The sequence below is a fragment of the Agrococcus sp. KRD186 genome (genome assembly GCF_017168255.1).
In the GTDB taxonomy this organism is placed as follows: domain Bacteria; phylum Actinomycetota; class Actinomycetes; order Actinomycetales; family Microbacteriaceae; genus Agrococcus.
This window is the reverse complement of record NZ_JABFAP010000001.1, coordinates 1,439,870-1,459,104: the sequence shown is the minus strand read 5'-3', so window position 1 is coordinate 1,459,104 and position 19,235 is coordinate 1,439,870. Positions and strand designations below refer to the sequence as shown.

The following is a 19,235-nucleotide window of genomic DNA, read 5'->3' as shown; positions in this document are numbered from 1 at the left end:
GTCGCGAGCAGGGCGAGATCGACGGGACGCCACGCTGGCTCGCCCGATGACCAGCACGACGGCAGGCTCGCGTCAGTCGTCCTCGAGCGTGTAGGCGCCCGAGCCGTCGGTGAAGAGCGCGGTCTGCCCCGGTCTGGCTTCGCTGACGAACCCCTCCACCCACGGGTAGCGCGCATGGAACGACGAGTACGACCAGATCTCGCGATTGGCCGCGTCTTCCATGTACTCGTCGGTCTCCAGTCCCGTGAACGACTCGAGGTCGTTGCCGGTGAACGTGACCCAGCGCGGCGGGTGATCGGCGTGCATCTTCGAGAGGAAGACCGGTGCATCGCCGGGCAATCCGGCTCCGGCGACCGTATCGGCGCGCGTGACATCGAGCAGCGCGTCGACCGAACCCGCCGCAGCCACCAGCGCCTCCCAGCCGTTGGCCCGCGCGAACGACGCCTCCGAGTCCGTGAGCAGTCGCAGCATCCGCACGTGTCCGATGGTCGCGCCATCTGCCGACCGCACCTCGTCGAACGCGTCGCCCCAGCGCGACGGCGTGACCATGATCGCTGACAAGCGGGTGCCGTTGAGGAAGGGCTCGCTGTTGCGCCACGGCGAACCGACAGGCGGCACACGACGGTTCGTCGCCATGTCGTCGCAGACGATCTTCATGGCGATGATCGCCGCGCCCTGCTGGCCCTCGATCGTCTCGACCGCGAGCTCGACGCGCTCGCCGGAATCGGTCGGCAGCAGCGATGCGCCCGACGTCATCATGACGATCGGGCCGCCTGGCGGCCGCTTCTCCACCACGCGCACCGTGCCGCCGATCGGGTCGGGGTGCATGAGCGGGTCGACCCCCAGCGCGTCGAAGACATGGGAGGGGAACGCTTGGGCATCGGCCATGTCGCGAGTCAACCAGCGCGGGAACGCGTGAACATGGGCGGATGCCGTGAGGCGGCCGCGCGGCGCCGCATACAGTCAAGTGCGTGCGCATCATCGAGAGCCCGCAGGCCGTGCAGTTGAGCAGAGACGGTGTCGTGCATGCCGCCTCCGTCGCGTGGCAGCTGACCGCCGACTACCGCTGGACGGTATCGCTCGAGTGCGCCGAGTTCGACACCGTCGAGGCGCTCGCCGATGACGCGTTCGAAGCGCTCTGCCTCGTGCGCGAGCAGCTCGAGCCTGAAGGGTGGCGCGTCGGCGTCGCCGGTGCGCAGCTCGGCGTCTGGCCGAGCGGCCAGGCGCGTGACCAGGGTGGCGGGCAGCGGGCCTACCGGCAGATGGGGGGACAGGTCGAAGACCTCGTCGACACGTTCGAGCCCGTCGACCCCGCGACGGCGATCACCGTTGCCGAGCAACAGGCCGACGTGGAGCGGCAACACTGGGCGCGCATGCGCGCCAAGGGTGCTGCGATGACGCACGGCACCCACATCGACCAGCGGAACGGCTCGAGCAATCGTGCGCTCCCGCTCGACGCGCCACCGACGCTCGAGGACCTGCGAGCGATACTGCGCAGCATGGACGGCTCATCGCGCTGGTCGTATGCGATCTGGCGAGCACCGACCGAGCTGGATCTCGAGCAGGAGATCCCCGAGGCCGATGCGTACATGCAATGCGCCGGCGCTGCCGCCGCGATGACGGTCGAGGTGCGCTTCGTCGATGCCGACGGCACTGCGCACCAGCACGTGCTCGGCAGAGCGGGCGGTGAGGGCGAAGCGCTGACCGAGGCTGTCAGCTGGGACGGCGGTCGTCACGAGACGATGCTGCGACCCAGCGAGGTGCTGACTGCCGACGAGGCGGCCGAGATCTTCGCCGCCTACGCCGCGACCGACGGCGTCGCCGAGCCCTATGTGCTGCGCGAGCTCGACCTTCGGTGGCCGCCGCCCGGCGATGAGGAGTCCGACGCCAGTGAGCAGCATGAACTGATCACCGTCGAGCTGTGGCGCGAGGATGCGCATCCGGGTGACCAGGGAGAGCGCACCGCGACCTTCGAGGTTCCTGCGCGGCTCCCGCTCTCGGCCGTGCTCGCGAGAGTCATCGAGCCGTTCCTGGCGGATGCGCCGAGGACCGGGTGGGTATGTCGCGGCAAGTCGCGAGGCGAGTGGCGCGACTTCGCTGAGGTGGTGACATTCGGTGCGCCGAATCGGCTGGGCTCTTGCCTGCTCGTGCGGAACCACAGCATCCGCTCATTCGTCGGTGCTGCTGAGGGCACGTTCCGCGTCGTCTGCAACGCCACCGTGCGGTCGCGCGACGGCGAGGGTTCCGGTCGGGCGAGGCTGGCCTCGCAGCGTCCGCTGCTGTTCAGCGACGGCGAAGACGACGAGCAGCGCTGGGCACCGGGCGATGCGCTTTCGGCGCAAGCAGCGTTCTGGGCCTTCGTGCGCGAGCGCCAGCCCGACGGCACGCTGACGTTCGGCATCGAGGACGAGGAGCATGGCGAGGGGATCATGCTCTTGCTCGGCGCCGACGCGATCGGGCGAGCAACGACCGATCCTGTGAGCGTGGATCTTCGCGCCGTCCCCGAGTTCGGCGACTACTTCGCGTTGGTCAGCACGTTCGTCAGCGGCGGGATCACCGCGCTCGAGCGGCACGGCCCGTGGCTTCCAGACCAGCAGGCGCTCGTCGGTGCGCAGCTGCGGATGGCGATGGACGAGTCGAGGCTGCGACGCACGCACCCGCGGGAGCTGCGCCATCGGCTGGCCGTCCTGACGCGGATCGGCGGCCGCGAGCCCGTGATCGTCGACGGTGTCACGCACTACGGCTACGCGCACGACGACGGCTCGACCGTCGACGCGTGGTTCACCGCCGACGGCCGAGGCCTGCTCGTGACGAACGACCGCACGAGCCCGCTCAGCGCATCCGCCGTGGATGCCGCGGGCGTGCAACCGGAGGTGCCTGCGGCGGTGCTCGCGCTGGCTGGGAGCGCGCCCGCCACCGGCGTCTTCACGTTTGCCGGCCCGTGCGCACTGGCCGATGGGCTGGTGCCAGTGCTGCGGGAAGCCGAGCTCGGTCTCGCCGCGACCGGCGTCGAGCGACTCGTCGACCCCTTCCTCGAGATCGAGTCGTTCACGCAGGAGGCCGTCGTTGCGGCGGCTCTGTGGTGGAGCGCCGACGACGTGGGGCGCGGATTCGCCGCAGCCGCCGCGAGTGAGGCAGTGCTGGACGACGCGGCATCCCTCGATGGTGCTGCCGTCGGCGTCCTGAGACGGGCATGGGCCGTGACCGGCTTCTTCGACCGCTGGGACGTGCATTGGGTGCTGTTCGACAGCTGCACCCTCGGACAGGCGGGGGAGGCGCGCGGTGCGCTGCTGCAGGCGGTCGAGGCGCTCGGCCTCGAGCTGGTCGACAGCCCGCCGGGATCCGCTGACGGAGAGGTCTGGGTGCGCACCGACCCGCGCATCGGCCTGGGTGCCGCCGGCGCGCACCCAGACGTCGCGCCGCCGCTCGACCCGGTGAGCGAGCCGCAGTCGTGCGCGACGTGCGACTCGGCATTGGTGCGATCCGACGGCAAGCCGCCGTACGACATCGACATCGATGCCACCACGCAGGCGCTGCAGGATCGCGTCGCCGCCGGCCGCATGCGAGCGATCGTCGGCGACGTGCCGCTCGCAGACATGATCGACCTGTTCGCCTCTGACATGAAGTACACGATCGTCAGCTTCCTCGAGTGCCTCGACTGCACGCGTCTGCTCGAGTGGGGGCTGGCGATCCGCGGCGCCGCGATCTTCAAGCACGTCGATCCGGCCGTGCTCGACAGGATGCGATGGAGCGAGGTGCCGCCTCGCCTCGCCTGGGCGGGGGCGGCGTCGTTCGCATCCATGGATGCCGACGGCAAGGCGCGCGAGCGCAGGGCAGGGATCGCGCGCCACCTCGAATTGATGCGTGGCATGCACGAGGATGCGCCGGCCGAGGTCGTCGAGGTTCAGCCCGGCGAATGGGTGCTGCTGCACAGCGGCCACGACCTGCTGCTCGCCACCAAGCGCAGCGGCAGCGAGCAGGAGAACTCCCTGCTGCTCCGACTCGATGCGACGGAGACCGCGGGCTTTCGGCGCGATGGCACGGGGTACCTCGACCAACTCGCCTCGCGCATCCAACACGACCCCTCTGCGTCGGGTGGGGCATTCGACTCGCGCGACCTGTATCGGGGGCGCGGCGGGCCGCGATACCGAGCACTGGCGGCCGAGGCGACGCGTGCTTGGCGCGTCACCCAGCCGAGGCTGGGTGCGTGCGAGATCTGCAGCTCGTACTGGGTCACGCACGTCGGGGGACCGGTGACGATCGGCGAGAGCGAGCGGCTCATGGGGGAGGTGCGGCGCTGCCGCAGCTGTGGCGCCTACTGGGAGGTCGGCGCGTTCAGCTTCCCGCAGGTGATCAGCCGCGAGGAGGCACAGCAGGGCCTGCCTGACCTGGCGCGCCTCGAGGCGCAGCTCGGCGGCGACTTCCCAGAGCCGCCTCCACTGCCGCCAGGCGCCGTGCGTTGAACCGCCCGCGCACCGGTCCCGCCTCGCCGTGCGCCGCATCCGTGGGTCGCACGCGTCGCCGCAATTCCGGCATCCTTGGTGCATGACGAACCCGACCGCCGCCATCCTCGTCATCGGCGACGAGATCCTCTCCGGCCGCACCCGTGAGGCGAACGCCTACCATCTGGCCGGCCAACTCGTGCGGGTCGGCATCGATCTGGTCGAGATGCGGGTGGTGCCCGACGATCATCGCGCGATCGTGGAGGGGCTGCACGCGCTGAGCGCGGCCGTCGATCATGTCTTCACCTCCGGGGGCATCGGTCCCACCCACGACGACATCACCGCTGACGCCGTCGCGGCGGCCTTCGAGGTGAGCATCGACGTGCGAGAGGATGCGCGCGCGATGGTCGCTGCTGCGGTTGGCGATCCGCGTCGACTGACCGACGACCACCTGCGCATGGCGCGCATCCCCGAGGGGGCGACGCTCATCGCCAACGGCATCAGCGGCGTGCCCGGGTTCAGCATCGGCAACGTGCATGTCATGGCTGGCGTGCCGAGCATCTTCGTCTCGATGCTCGACGCACTGCTGCCCAGCCTCAGCAGGGGCGAGGCGGTCGTCTCGCGCGAGGTGCGGTTCGAGGTCGGTGAGGGGCGCATCGCCTCGCCGCTGCGCGAGCTCGCCGCGCAGCATCCCGAGCTCAGCCTCGGCTCCTATCCGTTCGCGGATGGTCACATCTATGGCACGAACATCGTCGTCCGCAGCACCGATCCGGCGGCGCTCGATATGGCAGTCGCGCAGCTCGAGGGGCTGCGCGATTCCCTCGGCTGAACGGGGCCACACAACGAGACGATCGCGTTCCGGGCAGATGCAGCTGAAGTCGAGCGCGGAGTTGGCTGATAAGGAGCAGGTGTGCACAAGGACAGCGACAGGGACGGCTTCGAACCGAGATGCTTCGTGCAGGTCATGCAGAGGCCGAGCGTCGGGGTCGAGGTGTCGTCGGGTCGCGCTTGGGTCGGCGTCGACCAGCAGGTCGGTCATGGCTCAGCAGATTCGCTCTTCGCGCTCACCGAAGAGCAGTACACGGCAGCAATCGCAGACGCCTCGATCTCCGCTGACCTCGTGCACGAGTACTGGCGGGGTGAGCACGATGAGTTGCGCCTGTTTGATCCTCGTCGAGGCGGATTCCGGCCCACGCACTGGTTTCCGCACCGCGGTCGGATGCTCCCACCGAAGTTTGCTGGGGAGCTCTGGTGGCACATCGACGCTATTGGCGCACCGATGGACGACGAGCGGGTCGGGATCTCCCGTCGACTTGCCGCAGGCACGGGGCTGGTCTTGGGCGACGCCGAAGGCGTCCGTGGCATGGCGTTCCGGCTTGCTGGTGATGGCGCATACCCTCGGCCGGCCGCGCTGATCGGGGGTCTCCGCGCTGGAAGTGATCGCGAGCGGGCGCGAGCCGTGCTGGGACCGCCCGTGGACGCATCCGGAACCGTCTTCGCCATCGAAGGAATGCGAGCGCGACTGGGGTTCGTGAACGGCGGCCTGACCGAGATCGCGCTGGAGGAAGCCGCGCGACAGCCTCTGCCCGGCGGGCAGATTGGGATCTTCCTCTCGGCACTGGGTGAGCCCGAAGAAGCGCCGCGCTTCCGGGCCGCGGCGCAGCTGAGCGGTGCGCGCAATCAGCGGTGGATGGGGTCCTCAGGCGCTGGCCGCCGCTTGCTTGTCTTTGCGAACGGGGTTGAGATGCAGGTGGAGGACGACCGGGTGCTGAGCGTGCGCATCGGGTTGAGCCCGGGCACGACCGAGCCCATCTACCGACATGCCGGCGAACTCGTGCCTGGAGCCACGTGGCCGCTGAGCAGAGCGGCGCTGCACCAGGCGCTCGGCGCTCCCGCGGACTCGAACGGGGGCACTGACCTGTATCGCTTTGGCCAGCGCGATCTGCTGATCTCCTACGAACTGAGGAGCGGCGATGAGAGGCCGATCGAGATCACGGCGGTCCTCGCCGGCTTCACCGTCTCGCATGCGCTCAACCGCTGGCGATCCGGCACCGTCACGCTGTTCCTCGACCTCTTGGGTCGCGACGCCTCGAACCCACTCGTCGTGCACGCACAGGGCCTGCGCGGCGTACAGCTGCGGATGCGCGCCAACGTCGTCGTCGCTGTCGAGATGAACGACAGAAGCATTGGCTTCGAGGCCTTCGTCGACGGACTGCCGGCCAACCCGAGGCGCAATGAGATCCCGTTCGGGGCACCCACCGAGTACGGCATGCATGACGATCTGTGGGCCTTCGAGCAGGGCTGGGTGCACGTGCGCTCGAGTTGGAATGGCAAGATCGCAAAGATCAGCGTCAGTCTCGAGGAGGAGCTCCCCAAGGGCCTCCGCGTGCGCCCCTGGCGCTTCGAGCGAGACACCATGGAGAAGTGGCGCCAGCTCTCGTCGCCGTGAGGAGCTCTATGTCAAGCGACGTCTCGGTCGATCCCTACGCAGTCCTGGCGTGCGGATAGGCCGCTTCGCGGGCCTGGAAGCTGAGGATGCTCGGGTTCGCGATCACGCCGTCGTGGATCTCGATCGCCCGGGAGACCGTCAGGCTCTCTGCCCACGCGGCGGGCCCCTCCATGACCGTGCGCAAGAACGGCAGCAGCGCCTGGCTGATCTCCCAGGTTGCCGAGTTCCACAGGTACGACGGGCTGTGGTCGACTGCGTAGTAGTTGACGCCTTCGCCGACCATGAACATCGGCTCGTCGAAGGTGGTGGGCCTCGCCCACTCGAAGCCCATGCCTTCGTCGCACGACACGTCGATGATCAGGCTGCCCGTGGCGAATCCCGCCAGATCCTCGGTGCGCAGATAGGTCAATGGCGCCGTGACGTCCTGGAGTGTGCAGTTGACGACGATGTCGTGCGAAGCCAGGAACTTCGGCAGCAGGACGTCGCCGTCCTTCGTGAGCACCTCGCTCAGGTGGATCTCGCCCTCGTCGGTGTTCAGCTGAGAGATGTGCACCCCGTGGATGGGGGATCCGACGGCGGCGATGCCGCGCTGCGTGAGCACCTGGATGTCGTGGATGCCCTGCGCGTTGAGCGCGGTCACGGCACCCCGTGCCGTCGCGCCGAAGCCGATGACGACCGCGCTGCGGCGCGGCCCGTACATGCCGGTCGACCCGACGAGCTGCAGGGCGTGGAGCACGGAGCAGTAGCCGGCGAGCTCGTTGTTCATGTGGAAGACGTGCAGGCTGAAGTCACCGCGTCGGCCCCAGTGGTTCATCGCCTCGAACGCGATGAGCGTGAGGCGACGATCGATCGCCGTCTGCGTCATTCCGGTGTCCTGCACGCAATGCGGCCAGCCCCACAGGACCCGGCCCTCGGGGATCTGCGCCACGTCGGCCGCCTGCGGCTTCGGCAGCAGCAGCACGTCAGCCGACTCGATCACCTCGGAGCGATCCGCGAGCCTGCCGACACGAGACTCGACGTAGCCGGGCTCCAGCTGGAAGTCAGCACCGTAGCCGCGCTCGACGATCATCCGCGAACGCAGGTCCGGGTCGACCCTGTCGAGGTGATGGGGGTGGATCGGCAGCCGCTGCTCGTTCTCCATCGAGGAGTCTGCGAGCAGCCCCAGCGTGAGCAGCTCGCTGCCCGACGACGGGGTGGATATGCCGGAGGGGGGTTGCGCGGCGCCGGACATCGGTACTCCCATCATCGGGGAACCAGGTTCAGCTCCTGGCCCGATCGTACGCGTACGCCGTCGGCCGATAGTCGGCCGCGAGGTGGCGCGCGCCGCTGCGCACGCCGGCGCCAAGCTGATCGTGCCCGCTCGCAGCGCGCTGCGTTGCACTGAGAGAATTGCGAGATGACCGCAACGCTCGTCGCCCAGTCGCTCGCGGGCGGCCACGGCCACCGCACGCTCTTCGACTCGCTCGACCTCACCGTCGCGCCCGGCGACGTCGTCGGCGTGGTCGGGGTGAACGGCGCGGGCAAGTCCACGCTGCTGCGGATCCTCGCGGGCATCGACGAGCCGCAGGCCGGCTCTGTCTCGCTCGCGCCCGCGGACGCCTTCGTCGGCTGGCTGCCGCAGGAGCACGAGCGGATGGTGGGCGAGAGCGTGCTCGACTACATCGGCCGCCGCACCGGATGCGCGGAGGCCACCCGCGAGATGGATGCCGCCGCGGCGGCCCTCGGTGACCCCTCGCTCGCGGCGACCGGGACAGACCCGGCCGATGTCTACGCATCCGCTCTCGACCGATGGCTCGCGAGCGGCGCCGCCGACCTCGACGAGCGGCTGCCGATCGTGCTGGCCGAGCTCGGGCTCGAGGTGGACGGCGATGCGCTGATGACCTCGCTCTCGGGTGGGCAGGCGGCGCGCGTGGGGCTCGCCGCGCTGCTGCTGAGCCGCTTCGACATCGTGCTGCTCGACGAGCCGACCAACGACCTCGATCTCGACGGGCTCGAGCGGCTCGAGGCGTTCGTGCAGGGCCTGCGCGGCGGCGTCGTGCTCGTCAGCCATGATCGCGAGTTCCTCGCGCGCTGCGTGACGCGCGTGCTCGAGCTCGATCTGGCGCAGTCCTCGAACCACCTCTACGGCGGCGGCTACGACTCCTACCTGGAGGAGCGGGCGACGGTGCGCCGGCACGCGCGCGAGCAGTACGACGAGTTCGCCGAGAAGAAGGCCGATCTGGTCGCGCGTGCCCGCACGCAGCGGGAGTGGTCGAGCCAGGGCGTGCGCAACTCCATGAAGAAGGCGCCCGACAACGACAAGAACCGCCGCCGGGCGATGACGGAGTCGAGCGAGAAGCAGGCGCAGAAGGTGCGGCAGATGGAGAGTCGCATCGCGCGGCTCGACGAGGTCGAGGAGCCCCGCAAGGAGTGGCAGCTCGAGTTCAGCATCGCGGCGGCGCCTCGGTCGAGCTCGGTCGTCTCGACGCTCAGCGGGGCCGTGCTGCGGCAGGGCGACTTCACGCTCGGCCCGGTGTCGCTGCAGGTGAGCGCGGGGGAGCGCATCGGCATCACCGGCCCCAACGGTGCCGGCAAGTCGACGCTGCTGCGCGCGCTGCTGGGCAAGCAGGCGCCGGATGCGGGCTCGGCGAGCCTGGGTGCGAGCGTGCAGATCGGCGAGATCGACCAGGCGCGCTCGCTGCTTTCGGGCACGCGGCCGCTCGCGATCGCCTTCGAGTCGCTCGTGCCGGAGATGGCGGCGGGCGAGGTGCGCACGCTGCTGGCGAAGTTCGGGCTGCGCGCCGATCACGTCGGCCGCCCGATGGACGAGCTCTCACCCGGCGAGCGCACGCGGGCGGCGATGGCGCTGCTGCAGGCGCGCGGGGTGAACGTGCTGGTGCTCGACGAGCCGACGAACCACCTCGACCTGGCCGCGATCGAGCAGCTCGAGCAGGCGCTCGAGGGCTACGACGGCACGCTGCTGCTGGTGACGCATGACCGGCGGATGCTCGAGACGGTGCGGTTGGATCGGCACTGGGTCGTCGATGCCGGGATGGTCTCGGAGCGGTGAGCGCCACCGGTCCCGGGCGACGGATCCGGCCGGCAACATCATCGGGTTCATGCAGTCGAGGCAGAGCAGGCGCTGCCCTAGCGCGGGAGGGCTCCGAGTCGCACGGGAACAGTCGCGGCTCGTCCGCGCGTGCCAGAGTGAGCCGTGTGAGCACACAGACGAACCCGGCGATCGATCCGCCGGGCGGGCGCCGGGCGATCCCCGTCAGGACGAGCTACGCGCCCTCCCACACCTGCTCGCCCGCGCTGCGCATGCGCGTGCTCCGGCAGACGCCGCTGTTCGCCGAGCTCTCCGACGCCGAGCTGCGATCGATCGACGAGCGGATGACGAACTTCCACGCGGACCCCACCGACGTCATCCACCGGCAGGGCGAGCGCGCGCAGCACTTCTACGTGCTCGCCGCCGGGCGCATGAAGGCCTACCGCACGAGCCCCGAGGGCCAGCAGGTGGTGGTCGACCTGCTCGGCTCCGGCGACGCCTTCGGCGGGGTGGACTCCGTCGGCCGCGCCGCGCACGCCGAGACGGTCGAGGCGCTCACGACCGCCTGCGTGCTGCGCATCGACGCCGACGGCTTCCACCGCATCCTGCGCGAGTTCCCACCCGTCGCGCTGCGCCTGATCGACGACCTGGCCGACCAGCTGCTGGAATCCCGCGAGGCCGTCACGCAGCGCTCGACCACGGTCACGCAGCGGGTCGCGGCGACGCTGCTGCGGCTGGCGGCCAAGTTCGGCGAGCGCGATGACGACGGCGCCGGCATCCTCATCCAGCTGCCGCTGACCCGGGCAGACCTCGCCGGCATCACCGGCTCGACCCCCGAGTCGGTCTCCCGGGCGATGAGTCGGATGCGCACGGCCGGCCTGGTCGAGTCGGGTCGCCGATGGACGCGGCTCGTGGACCTCGCAGGGCTCCGCGACCTCGCCGACTGAGCTCCCGCATCCGCTCGACCGGGGCATCGCCGAGCGATCTGCAGCAGCATGACGCGCGTCATGGTCGCGACGCGCGCGCCTTCCTAGATTGAGATCGAGCCTCCAGACGGGGGCCGCCAAGGAGGAGGACGGTCATGACCACCACGACGAACACCACGCACACGAAGCTCCGCGCGGAAGGCTTCTCCTGCCCCTCGTGCGTGACGAAGATCGAGAAGCAGGTCGGGCGCCTGGACGGCGTCGACGAGGTGAAGGTGCACTTCGCATCCTCGCGCATCGAGGTCGAGCACGACGCCGCCCAGGTCAGCGTCGACGAGATCGTCGACGCGGTCGCGAAGGCCGGCTACGCCTCGACGCCCTCCGCGTTCTGATCTCCGTCGCCGCCGTAGAGCATCGGTCTCTGCGGCGGCGGCCCCATTCGCAGGCGAGCACCCGCTCGTAGGCGAGCACTGAGCAGAGCAGCATCGAGCAGAGAAGAGCAGGACCGTGAACAGGTTGCGGAAGGTTGCGGCAGGGCGATGGTTCGTCCCCGCAGTGTCGGGCACGCTGATCGTGCTGTCGTTCGTCGCCGATCGCGCGCTGGGGATGACCCTCGCGGGCGACCTCCTGATGGTCGCGGCGGCCGTCGTCGCCGGCTGGCACATCGCGGTCGGCGCGGTGCGATCGCTGCTCGCCAAGCACATCGGCATCGACCTGCTGGTGTCGGTCGCCGCCATCGGCGCGATCATCATCGCCAACTACTGGGAGGCGGCCGCCGTCACCTTCCTGTTCGCGGTCGGGCACGCGCTCGAGGCCGCGACCCTCAACCGCACGCGCGCTGCCCTCGCCGCGCTCGTCGCGGTCGCCCCCGATGTCGCCGTCGTGCTTCGCGACGGCCGACAGGTCGAGGTGCAGGCCGGCGCGGTCGCGCCCGACGAGACCGTGCTGGTGAAGAACGGTGCGAAGGTGCCGGTCGACGGCATCGTGATCGACGGCTCCGCAGGCATCGACGAGGCCTCGATCACGGGTGAGTCGATTCCGGTCGAGAAGTCGGCCGGCGACCTGGTGTTCGCCGGCACCGTCTCGCGCAGCGGCTTCCTGCAGGTGCGCGCGACCGGCATCGGCGCCGACACCACGCTTGCGCGCATCATCCACCGGGTGGAGGAGGCGCAGGACGCGAAGGCGAAGACGCAGTCGTTCATCGACCGCTTCTCGCGCTGGTACACCCCCGGGGTCATGGTGCTGGCGCTGGCCGCCGGGCTGATCAGCGGCGACGTCGTGCTGGCGCTGACGCTGCTGGTCATCGGTTGCCCGGGCGCGCTCGTGATCTCGATCCCGGTCGCCATCGTGGCGGGCATCGGCCGGGCCGCCAAGGACGGCATCCTCATCAAGGGCGGCGAGTACCTCGAGACCTCGGCGAAGATCGACATCGTCGCGGTCGACAAGACGGGCACCCTCACCGAGGGCCGTCCAGAGCTGACGGATGTCGTCGTGCTCGACCCGGCACTCGAGCGCTCTGACGTGCTGCGGTGGGCGGCGCGGGCGGAAGCGGGCTCGGAGCACCCGCTCGCGAAGCCCATCCTCGATGCCGCCGATGCCGAGGCGATCGCCTATGCCCTGCCGGAGCGGGTCGAGCCCGTCGCCGGCAAGGGGATCGTCGTGACCACCGAGGGGCGACGCGTCCTGATCGGCAACGCCGCGCTGCTCGAGCAGTACGGCATCAGCGATGACGGCGGCGCTGCGCGGGCGGCCGACGAGCTCGCCCGTCAGGGGCGCACGCCGATGATCGTGGCGCTCGACGACCAGGCGATCGGCGTCGTGGCCGTCGCCGACACGGTGCGCCCCGATGCCGCAGCGATGGTGGCGAGGCTGCACGAGGCGGGCGTGCAGCAGGTCATCATGCTCACCGGCGACGTGCGGCTGGTGGCCGATGCGATCGCCACGGCGACCGGCATCGACGACGTGCGCGCGGGACTGCTGCCCGAGGACAAGCTCGCCGCTGTCCGCGAGCTGCAGCAGGCCGGTCACACCGTCGCGATGGTGGGCGACGGCGTCAACGACGCCCCGGCGCTCGCGACCGCCGACATCGGCGTCGCGATGGGTGCCGCGGGTTCGGCCGTGGCCGTGGAGACTGCCGACATCGCGCTGATGGGCGACGACCTGCTGAAGCTGCCAGAGGCGATCTCGCTTGCGAAGCGCACGGTGTCGGTCATGCGGCAGAACATCGCGATCGCGCTCATCACGGTGGTGGCGCTGCTCGCAGGCGTCTTCATGGGTGGCGTGACGATGGCCATCGGCATGCTCGTGCACGAAGCATCTGTGCTCGTGGTGATCGCCAACGCGATGCGGCTGCTGCGCCGGCGCTCGGCGGCTGCCCCCGCTCGCAGTGTGGAGCGAGCGGCCGAGCTCGACCGGCTGCCCACGGGCACGCGCTGACCGGGCCAGGCGACTCAGCCGATGCGTCGGCCGCGACGGCGATGTCGCAGGTTACGAGTCCTACGCGCGTCACTCCCAAGGGGCTCGGTCAGCGGTGTGCAGCCCTCGACGGCTCGCCGCACGCGACCGTCGTCGGCGCAGTCAGGCCCGCCGCGCCAGCTGGGCGCGCGTCGTGCGCCGGCGCACCAGACCGAGCCGGTCGTCGATGCGGGCGTGCGCGGTGAACATGCGCGTCGTCCAGGGCACGGTCATGAGTGCCCACACGCCGGCGACCAGCACCGCCTCCCACCCGATGTAGATCGGCCATGGCCCGAGTGCATCAAGGATCGACGGGCCCTCGGGCGCACGGCTGAGATACCCGTAGTTCGCGCCTGTCACCGAGTTCGCGACCAGGGCGACGGCAGCCCAGCTCACGGTCAGCACGAGCGCGGTGCCGTAGCCGAACCACGTGGGCTGGAAGCCGAGGCCCCAGACCAGCACGACCGGGGCGAGCAGCGCCGCGATGTGCAGCAGCCAGTACATCGCGAACTCGAGCGCCGGCACCTGGAAGTAGTTGAGGTCGGGGGTGATGAACGACTGCAGGTTCAGGGTCAGGCCCCAGAAGTGCGACACCGCGATCGCCCAGCCCGATCGGGTGATGAGCGCGATGGCCGTGACCAGCCGCAGCGCGTCCGAGAAATGGAACGGGAGCGACTCGTTGATGTCCCAGTTCGCGGGCAGCATGCCCCACGCCATCCACAGCAGCGTCAGCACGAGCAGCATCCAGCCGGAGCGCGTGATCCAGAGCTCCGCGCGCCGAACATCCTTCGCCCTGCGGATCGCGAGGGGCAGCGCGACGATCAGCACGACGGTCACGGCGAGCACGAGCATATGTTCCACGCCATATGGCTGCATGCGGTCGATCGGCACGACGCGGAGGATCATTCTTGCAGTCTAGGCAAAAGATTGGACCGCGCGGTGCAGCGCGGCACGATCAGCTGCCGAGCGGCAGCGTGGACACCACCTCGTGCAGCGGGCGCCGCCCCCGGCCGAGCAGGTGGGAGTCGATCAGCTCGAGCTCCTCCACCTGCCATTCCCTCGAGCGGTAGGTGTCGAGCACGCGCACCCACCGCAGCGCGCTTCGCCCGCGAAGCGGCCGGGCAAGTGTCAGGTGCGGCACGAAGCGCCGGCCCTCGGGCGCCGCGCCGGCGTCGTTCGCAGCGCCGCGCACACGACGCGCCATGCCGTCGAGCTCAGCGTGGCCGCGCTCGACGCCCAGCCACAGCACGGCCGGGCGGTCGGGGTGCGGGAACGCGCCCGCCCCGCCCAGCCGGCACCCGAACGGCGCCAGGTCCGCGACCGCGAAGCGCAGCCGCTCCTCGAGCGGCTCGAGGATGCGCTCTGGCACGTCCGGCAGGAAGGCGAGCGTCAGGTGCATGCGGTCGGCGGGCGTCCAGTGCAGCCCCTCGCGCACGTCGAGGAACTCGGCGAGGTCCGCTCGCACGTCCTCGGGCGGCACGACCGCCACGAACATCCGCCGTCCCATGCAGCAACGCTAGACGCTGCCGCGACTCCGCGCAGAGAGGCTGCATCCCTCGACGCGACCGAAGCGCCGACGTATGCTCACGGGATGGCCGAGCTGCGCATCCGCACCACGATTCTGCAGGAGGGGCCCGCTGCCTCGATCCGACTGACGGACGAGCAGGTGAGCGCACTCGGCGGGGCGCGGAACGCCCCCGTCACGGTCACGATCGGTCAGCGCACCGCACGACTGCGCATCGGACAGATGGGCGGCGAGAGCATGGTCGGGCTCAGCAGGGCGTCGCGGGCCGAGCTCGGCGTCGAGTACGGCGACGACGTCGAAGCGGTCATCGCGCTCGACACCGCCGAGCGCGCCGTCGAGCTGCCGCCGGAGCTGGAGTCGGCCCTCGCCGAGGATCCGGCGGCGCGAGCCGCCTTCGACGCGCTCGCCCCGTCACGGCGCAAGGAGATGACGCGCACGATCGCCGACGCCAAGGCGGCGGAGACGAAGCAGCGGCGGCTCGAGAAGGTGCTGCAGCAGCTGCGCGAGATCACGGCGGGGTGAGGCACATGGCGATCGCGATCAAGCGGGTGTACGACGAGCCCGCGGACGACGACGGGCTGCGAGTGCTGGTCGATCGGCTGTGGCCGCGCGGCGTCAGCAAGGAGCGCGCGGCGATCGCGGCGTGGCCCAAGGAGGTGGCGCCGACGACCGAGCTGCGGCAGTGGTTCCACAGCGGCGGGCACGGCTTCGAGCAGTTCGCCGCGCGCTACCGCGACGAGCTCGACGCGGGGGAGGCCGGCGCCGAGCTCGCGTCCTCGCTCGCGGGGCACGACCGCATCACCTTCGTGACGACGGCGCCCGAGACCGAGCGCAGCAACGCATCCGTCCTGCGGGATTGGCTCGAGGCGCGCTGAGCCCGCCGGTCAGCGGCGCTCGATCGGGATGTGGCGCAGCTTGGCGGTCACCGGGCCCAGACCGATCCGCACCGTCAGCACGCCATCTTCGTAGGCGGCGGTGATGTCGTCGTCATCCGCGCCCTGCGGCAGCCGGATGTCGCGGGCGAGCGCGCCGTAGCGGAACTCGGTGCGCTGCGGCTCGCGCTTGTCGCGGTGCCGCTCGGCGTGGATGCGCAGCACGCCGCGCTCGACCGTCACGTCGATGTCGCGCTCGGGCTCGAGCCCGGGCAGCTCGGCGTGCACGATGAAGGCGTCGTCCTCCAGGATCTCCTCGACGCGGATGCCCGGCAGCGGGCTCTTGCCGTCCCAGCCGCCCATCAGCGCGAACGCGTCGACCCACTCCGTGAAGGGCGGGAAGATCGGGTACTTGCGCGAAGTCTCAGCAGTCATGGTGAGATCCCTCCCTCGGCCTCGGTGCCTGCCCCATGTCTACTCCGCTTCCGCAGACGGCTCAATGACCACGGGCGGATGCCGGGGGCGGGCACGTTGGCGCGCCCGGCATCCGTCGTGGTTCGATGGCGGCATGAGCGACACCACCGAGACCCGCATCGTCGAAGCCAGCCGCGTGATCGCGGCGCCGGCCGACGTCATCTTCGAGCAGATCGCCGACCCGGCGAAGCAGCCTGCCTGGGACGGGAACGACAACCTGGGCGCGGCGCCCGAGGGGCAGCGGGTGCGCGCGACGGGCGAGGTGTTCTCGATGACGCTGACCAAGGGTGCGGTGCGCGAGAATCACGTGGTCGAGTTCGAGGAAGGACGCCGCATCGCCTGGAAGCCGGCGGAGGAGGGCAAGCCGCCGATCGGCCAGCTGTGGCGCTGGGAGCTCGAGCCCGAGGGCGCCGGCACGCGCGTGACCCACACCTACGACTGGAGCGAGCTGCAGGACGAGAGCCGGCTCGAGCGGGCGCGCAACACGAAACCGGCGAACCTGCTGGCCTCGATCGACCGGCTCGCGGGGCTGCTCGAGGCCTGACCCGCACCTCCCGCAGAGGGCTCAGCGCGGCCGCTGAGCGAAATCCTGCTGCGAGCGGGTAGCATGGGGGCAGGCGTCAGCTTGCCGGTCACCGTCGGTGCCGCATCACGGCATCCCGTGCACCGCAGCCGCCGTCGCCCGCTCACCGGGTCGCCGTCATCTGCACGGCGCCCTCCGCAGCAGAACACCGGGGCCCCAGCAACGCGGCCCCGCCTCGAATGGAGGACATGTGGCAGACGCCGCAACCATCGATGCGCCGCAGACGGACGAGAACCCGTCGGACGCATCCACCGGGCCGTCGCGCGACCGCGACGCCCTCATCCCGCAGCTCGCCCGCGCCGTCCGGCAGGTCGAGGCGGGCGTCAAGCGCGGGGCCGCCTCGCGCTCGACGCGCGTGAAGCTGCAGGTCGTCGCGCAGCTCGCCCGTGAAGAGCGGGCTCGCGTCAAGAGCGATGCCGCGCTGACGCCTGCCGAGCGCACCGAAGACCTCAAGCGGCTCGACGGCATCGCCGTCATCCTGGCGAAGGCCGCGAGCCGCGAGCCCACGCTGCTGCCGCTGCTGGGCGAAGGCGCCCCGGTCACCGACGCCGTGCGGGAGCGCAAGCGCGAGATGCTGCTCGCCGCCGGCCTCGAGCCGGAGCCCGAGCCCGAGCCCGCCGCCGAGCCCGAGTCGAAGGAGCCGCAAGCGCCGCAGGTCGTGCCGCCATCGGTGCGCCGCGTCGCGCTCGCGAACCCCTTCCTCGAGCCCGATCTCACGCACCTGCGCCGCAAGCCCGAGCGCGACCGGCTGGCGGGCTTCGACCTGCTCTCGCCGCTGTACCTCTCGTTCGAGGTGGCGGCCGACGGCAAGCCGGCCTGCATGCCGATGCCCGAGCCCAAGCAGCGCGTCGCCCCCGGCGGCGAGGAGCTCATGCACCACCAGGCGCAGCTCGTGCAGGCCGCTCGCGACGGGCACCGCTCGTTCCTGCTCGCCGACGAGCCCGGCCTCGGCAAGACCGCGCAGGCGCTGCTCGCGGCACAGGCGGCGGATGCGTTCCCCCTGCTGGTCGTCGCACCGAGCGTCGTGAAGATCAACTGGGCCCGCGAGACCGAGCGCTGGGTGCCCGGCCGTCGCGCCGCGGTCGTGCAGGGCGACGGCAACGAGCTCGACGCGTTCGCCGACGTCGTGATCGTCAACTACGAGGTGCTCGACCGCCACCTGGGCTGGCTGGAGACCTTCGGCTTCCGCGGCATGGTGGTCGACGAGGCGCACTTCATCAAGAACACCCGCTCGAAGCGGTCGCGCCACGTGCTGCAGATCGCCGCCGCCATGCGCGAGCGCGTGGGCAACCCGCTGCTGATGGCGCTGACGGGCACGCCGCTCATCAACGACATCGAGGACTTCGGAGCCATCTGGCGCTTCCTCGGCTGGATCGACCACAAGGAGCCGAACGCCGAGCTCACCGACGACCTCGAGGAGATCGGGCTGACGCCCATGGACCGCGGCTTCTACCCCGCGGCCCGCAAGGCGGTCATCGATATGGGCATCGTGCGGCGCCGCAAGATCGACGTCGCCAGCGACATCCCCGCTCGCCGCATCGCCGACATCCCGGTCGAGCTCGACGAATCCGAGGTGCGCTCGATCCGGGCCGCCGAGCGCGAGCTCGTCGACCGCATGCTGCGCCGCTACGACGCGGCCATGCTGCAGCGCTCCGCCGACGAGGACGAGGGCGTCGACGACGACCTCGTGCACCGCATCGCCCGCGGCGAGGTCGAGACGCAGGAGGGCAGCACGGGCGAGAACGTCTTCGCGCTCGCCCGCCGCATCGGCCGCGCGAAGGCCGACCTGGCCGCCGACTACGCGGCGCAGCTCGCCCACTCGGTCGGCAAGGTGGTCTTCTTCGCGAAGCACATCGACGTGCTCGACACGGCGGAGGCGACGCTCGCGAAGGCCGGCATCAAGACGGTCTCGATCCGCGGCGACCAGACGCCCACCCAGCGGCAGAAGGCGATCGACGCCTTCACGAACGACGCCTCGGTGCAGGTCATCGTCTGCTCGCTGATGGCTGCCGGTGTCGGCGTCAACCTGCAGGCGGCCGCCGACATGGTGCTCGCCGAGCTGTCGTGGACGGACGCCGAGCAGACGCAGGCGATCGACCGCATCCACCGCATCGGCCAGCAGATGCCGGTCACCGTGTGGCGCATCCTCGCCGCGCAGACGATCGACACCCGCATCGCCGAGCTGCTCGACACGAAGGCGGGCCTCGTCGGCCGCGCGATCGACGGCGCCGCCGGCGACGAGCCCACGAGCGGCGACCTGCGGCTCGCGGCGGTCGAGGGCATGCTGCACGACGCGATCGTCGCGCGCGGCGCGCAGGCCTAGCGGCAGCCGGGGGAGTGGGCGTGGCCGACGCGATCTTCGCGCATCCGCGGCTCGCGGCGGTCTACGACCCGCTCGACCCCGATCGCAGCGACCTCGAGGTCTATGCGACCATCGCGGTCGACGAGCTCGGCGCGCGCTCGGTGCTCGACATCGGCTGCG

The 19,235-nt window shown here is 70.7% G+C and carries 16 protein-coding genes; 11 read left to right on the top strand and 5 right to left on the bottom strand.

Features of this window, described 5'->3' with window-relative positions; genetic code table 11:
- Nucleotides 1-72 precede the first annotated feature (72 nt).
- Complete coding sequence (locus J1M46_RS06990; RefSeq protein ID WP_206447159.1) at nucleotides 73-888, bottom strand: suppressor of fused domain protein; 816 nt, start codon at nucleotides 886-888, stop codon at nucleotides 73-75.
- 83 nt (nucleotides 889-971) lie between these two features.
- Between J1M46_RS06990 and J1M46_RS06985 the strand changes: the two genes are divergently transcribed.
- The 3 genes from J1M46_RS06985 to J1M46_RS06975 all read left to right on the top strand — a co-directional run bounded on the left by J1M46_RS06985 (nucleotide 972) and on the right by J1M46_RS06975 (nucleotide 6,891).
- Nucleotides 972-4,463, top strand: a complete 3,492-nt coding sequence (locus J1M46_RS06985) for a DUF6357 family protein (RefSeq protein ID WP_206447158.1) — start codon at nucleotides 972-974, stop codon at nucleotides 4,461-4,463.
- An 82-nt stretch (nucleotides 4,464-4,545) separates the two neighbouring features.
- Complete coding sequence (locus tag J1M46_RS06980) at nucleotides 4,546-5,271, top strand: competence/damage-inducible protein A (RefSeq protein ID WP_206447157.1); 726 nt, start codon at nucleotides 4,546-4,548, stop codon at nucleotides 5,269-5,271.
- Nucleotides 5,272-5,721: 450 nt separating this feature from the next.
- Nucleotides 5,722-6,891 carry a hypothetical protein gene (locus J1M46_RS06975; protein WP_206447156.1) on the top strand — a complete coding sequence of 390 codons (1,170 nt, stop codon included), beginning with the start codon at nucleotides 5,722-5,724 and terminating at the stop codon, nucleotides 6,889-6,891.
- 34 nt (nucleotides 6,892-6,925) lie between these two features.
- Here the strand turns inward: J1M46_RS06975 and J1M46_RS06970 are convergent, their stop codons facing one another.
- Complete coding sequence (locus J1M46_RS06970; RefSeq protein WP_206447155.1) at nucleotides 6,926-8,122, bottom strand: N(5)-(carboxyethyl)ornithine synthase; 1,197 nt, start codon at nucleotides 8,120-8,122, stop codon at nucleotides 6,926-6,928.
- 165 nt (nucleotides 8,123-8,287) lie between these two features.
- On the opposite strand from J1M46_RS06970, the gene J1M46_RS06965 reads away from it, so the two are divergent.
- The 4 genes from J1M46_RS06965 to J1M46_RS06950 all read left to right on the top strand — a co-directional run bounded on the left by J1M46_RS06965 (nucleotide 8,288) and on the right by J1M46_RS06950 (nucleotide 13,281).
- Nucleotides 8,288-9,940 (top strand): ABC-F family ATP-binding cassette domain-containing protein, encoded by a 1,653-nt coding sequence (locus J1M46_RS06965; RefSeq protein WP_206447154.1) that lies wholly within the window; start codon nucleotides 8,288-8,290, stop codon nucleotides 9,938-9,940.
- Nucleotides 9,941-10,086: 146 nt separating this feature from the next.
- Complete coding sequence (locus tag J1M46_RS06960; protein ID WP_206447153.1) at nucleotides 10,087-10,866, top strand: helix-turn-helix domain-containing protein; 780 nt, start codon at nucleotides 10,087-10,089, stop codon at nucleotides 10,864-10,866.
- A 134-nt stretch (nucleotides 10,867-11,000) separates the two neighbouring features.
- Complete coding sequence (locus J1M46_RS06955; protein WP_206447152.1) at nucleotides 11,001-11,237, top strand: heavy-metal-associated domain-containing protein; 237 nt, start codon at nucleotides 11,001-11,003, stop codon at nucleotides 11,235-11,237.
- 115 nt (nucleotides 11,238-11,352) lie between these two features.
- Nucleotides 11,353-13,281, top strand: a complete 1,929-nt coding sequence (locus tag J1M46_RS06950) for a heavy metal translocating P-type ATPase (RefSeq protein WP_206447151.1) — start codon at nucleotides 11,353-11,355, stop codon at nucleotides 13,279-13,281.
- Between the two features lie 141 nt (nucleotides 13,282-13,422).
- On the opposite strand, the gene J1M46_RS06945 is transcribed toward J1M46_RS06950, so the two are convergent.
- Nucleotides 13,423-14,205, bottom strand: a complete 783-nt coding sequence (locus J1M46_RS06945; RefSeq protein WP_241249047.1) for a YwaF family protein — start codon at nucleotides 14,203-14,205, stop codon at nucleotides 13,423-13,425.
- A 49-nt stretch (nucleotides 14,206-14,254) separates the two neighbouring features.
- Nucleotides 14,255-14,806 (bottom strand): RNA 2',3'-cyclic phosphodiesterase, encoded by a 552-nt coding sequence (gene thpR, locus J1M46_RS06940; protein ID WP_206447150.1) that lies wholly within the window; start codon nucleotides 14,804-14,806, stop codon nucleotides 14,255-14,257.
- 84 nt (nucleotides 14,807-14,890) lie between these two features.
- On the opposite strand from thpR, the gene J1M46_RS06935 reads away from it, so the two are divergent.
- Together J1M46_RS06935 and J1M46_RS06930 are read left to right on the top strand one after the other, a co-directional pair.
- Nucleotides 14,891-15,346, top strand: coding sequence for a YdeI/OmpD-associated family protein (locus J1M46_RS06935; RefSeq protein WP_206447149.1), 456 nt, complete (start codon nucleotides 14,891-14,893; stop codon nucleotides 15,344-15,346).
- A gap of 5 nt (nucleotides 15,347-15,351) precedes the next feature.
- Nucleotides 15,352-15,699, top strand: coding sequence for a DUF488 domain-containing protein (locus tag J1M46_RS06930; RefSeq protein WP_206447148.1), 348 nt, complete (start codon nucleotides 15,352-15,354; stop codon nucleotides 15,697-15,699).
- A gap of 9 nt (nucleotides 15,700-15,708) precedes the next feature.
- Here J1M46_RS06930 and J1M46_RS06925 read toward each other — a convergent pair whose 3' ends face one another.
- Entirely contained in the window at nucleotides 15,709-16,131 is a 423-nt protein-coding gene (locus J1M46_RS06925; protein WP_206447147.1) for an Hsp20/alpha crystallin family protein, read from the bottom strand.
- A gap of 133 nt (nucleotides 16,132-16,264) precedes the next feature.
- Here J1M46_RS06925 and J1M46_RS06920 point away from each other — a divergent pair, with 133 nt between their 5' ends.
- Together J1M46_RS06920 and J1M46_RS06915 are read left to right on the top strand one after the other, a co-directional pair.
- A complete protein-coding gene (locus J1M46_RS06920; RefSeq protein WP_206447146.1) occupies nucleotides 16,265-16,714 on the top strand; it encodes an SRPBCC family protein in 450 nt (149 codons plus the stop codon).
- A gap of 229 nt (nucleotides 16,715-16,943) precedes the next feature.
- Complete coding sequence (locus J1M46_RS06915) at nucleotides 16,944-19,076, top strand: DEAD/DEAH box helicase (RefSeq protein ID WP_446698568.1); 2,133 nt, start codon at nucleotides 16,944-16,946, stop codon at nucleotides 19,074-19,076.
- Nucleotides 19,077-19,235 lie beyond the last annotated feature (159 nt).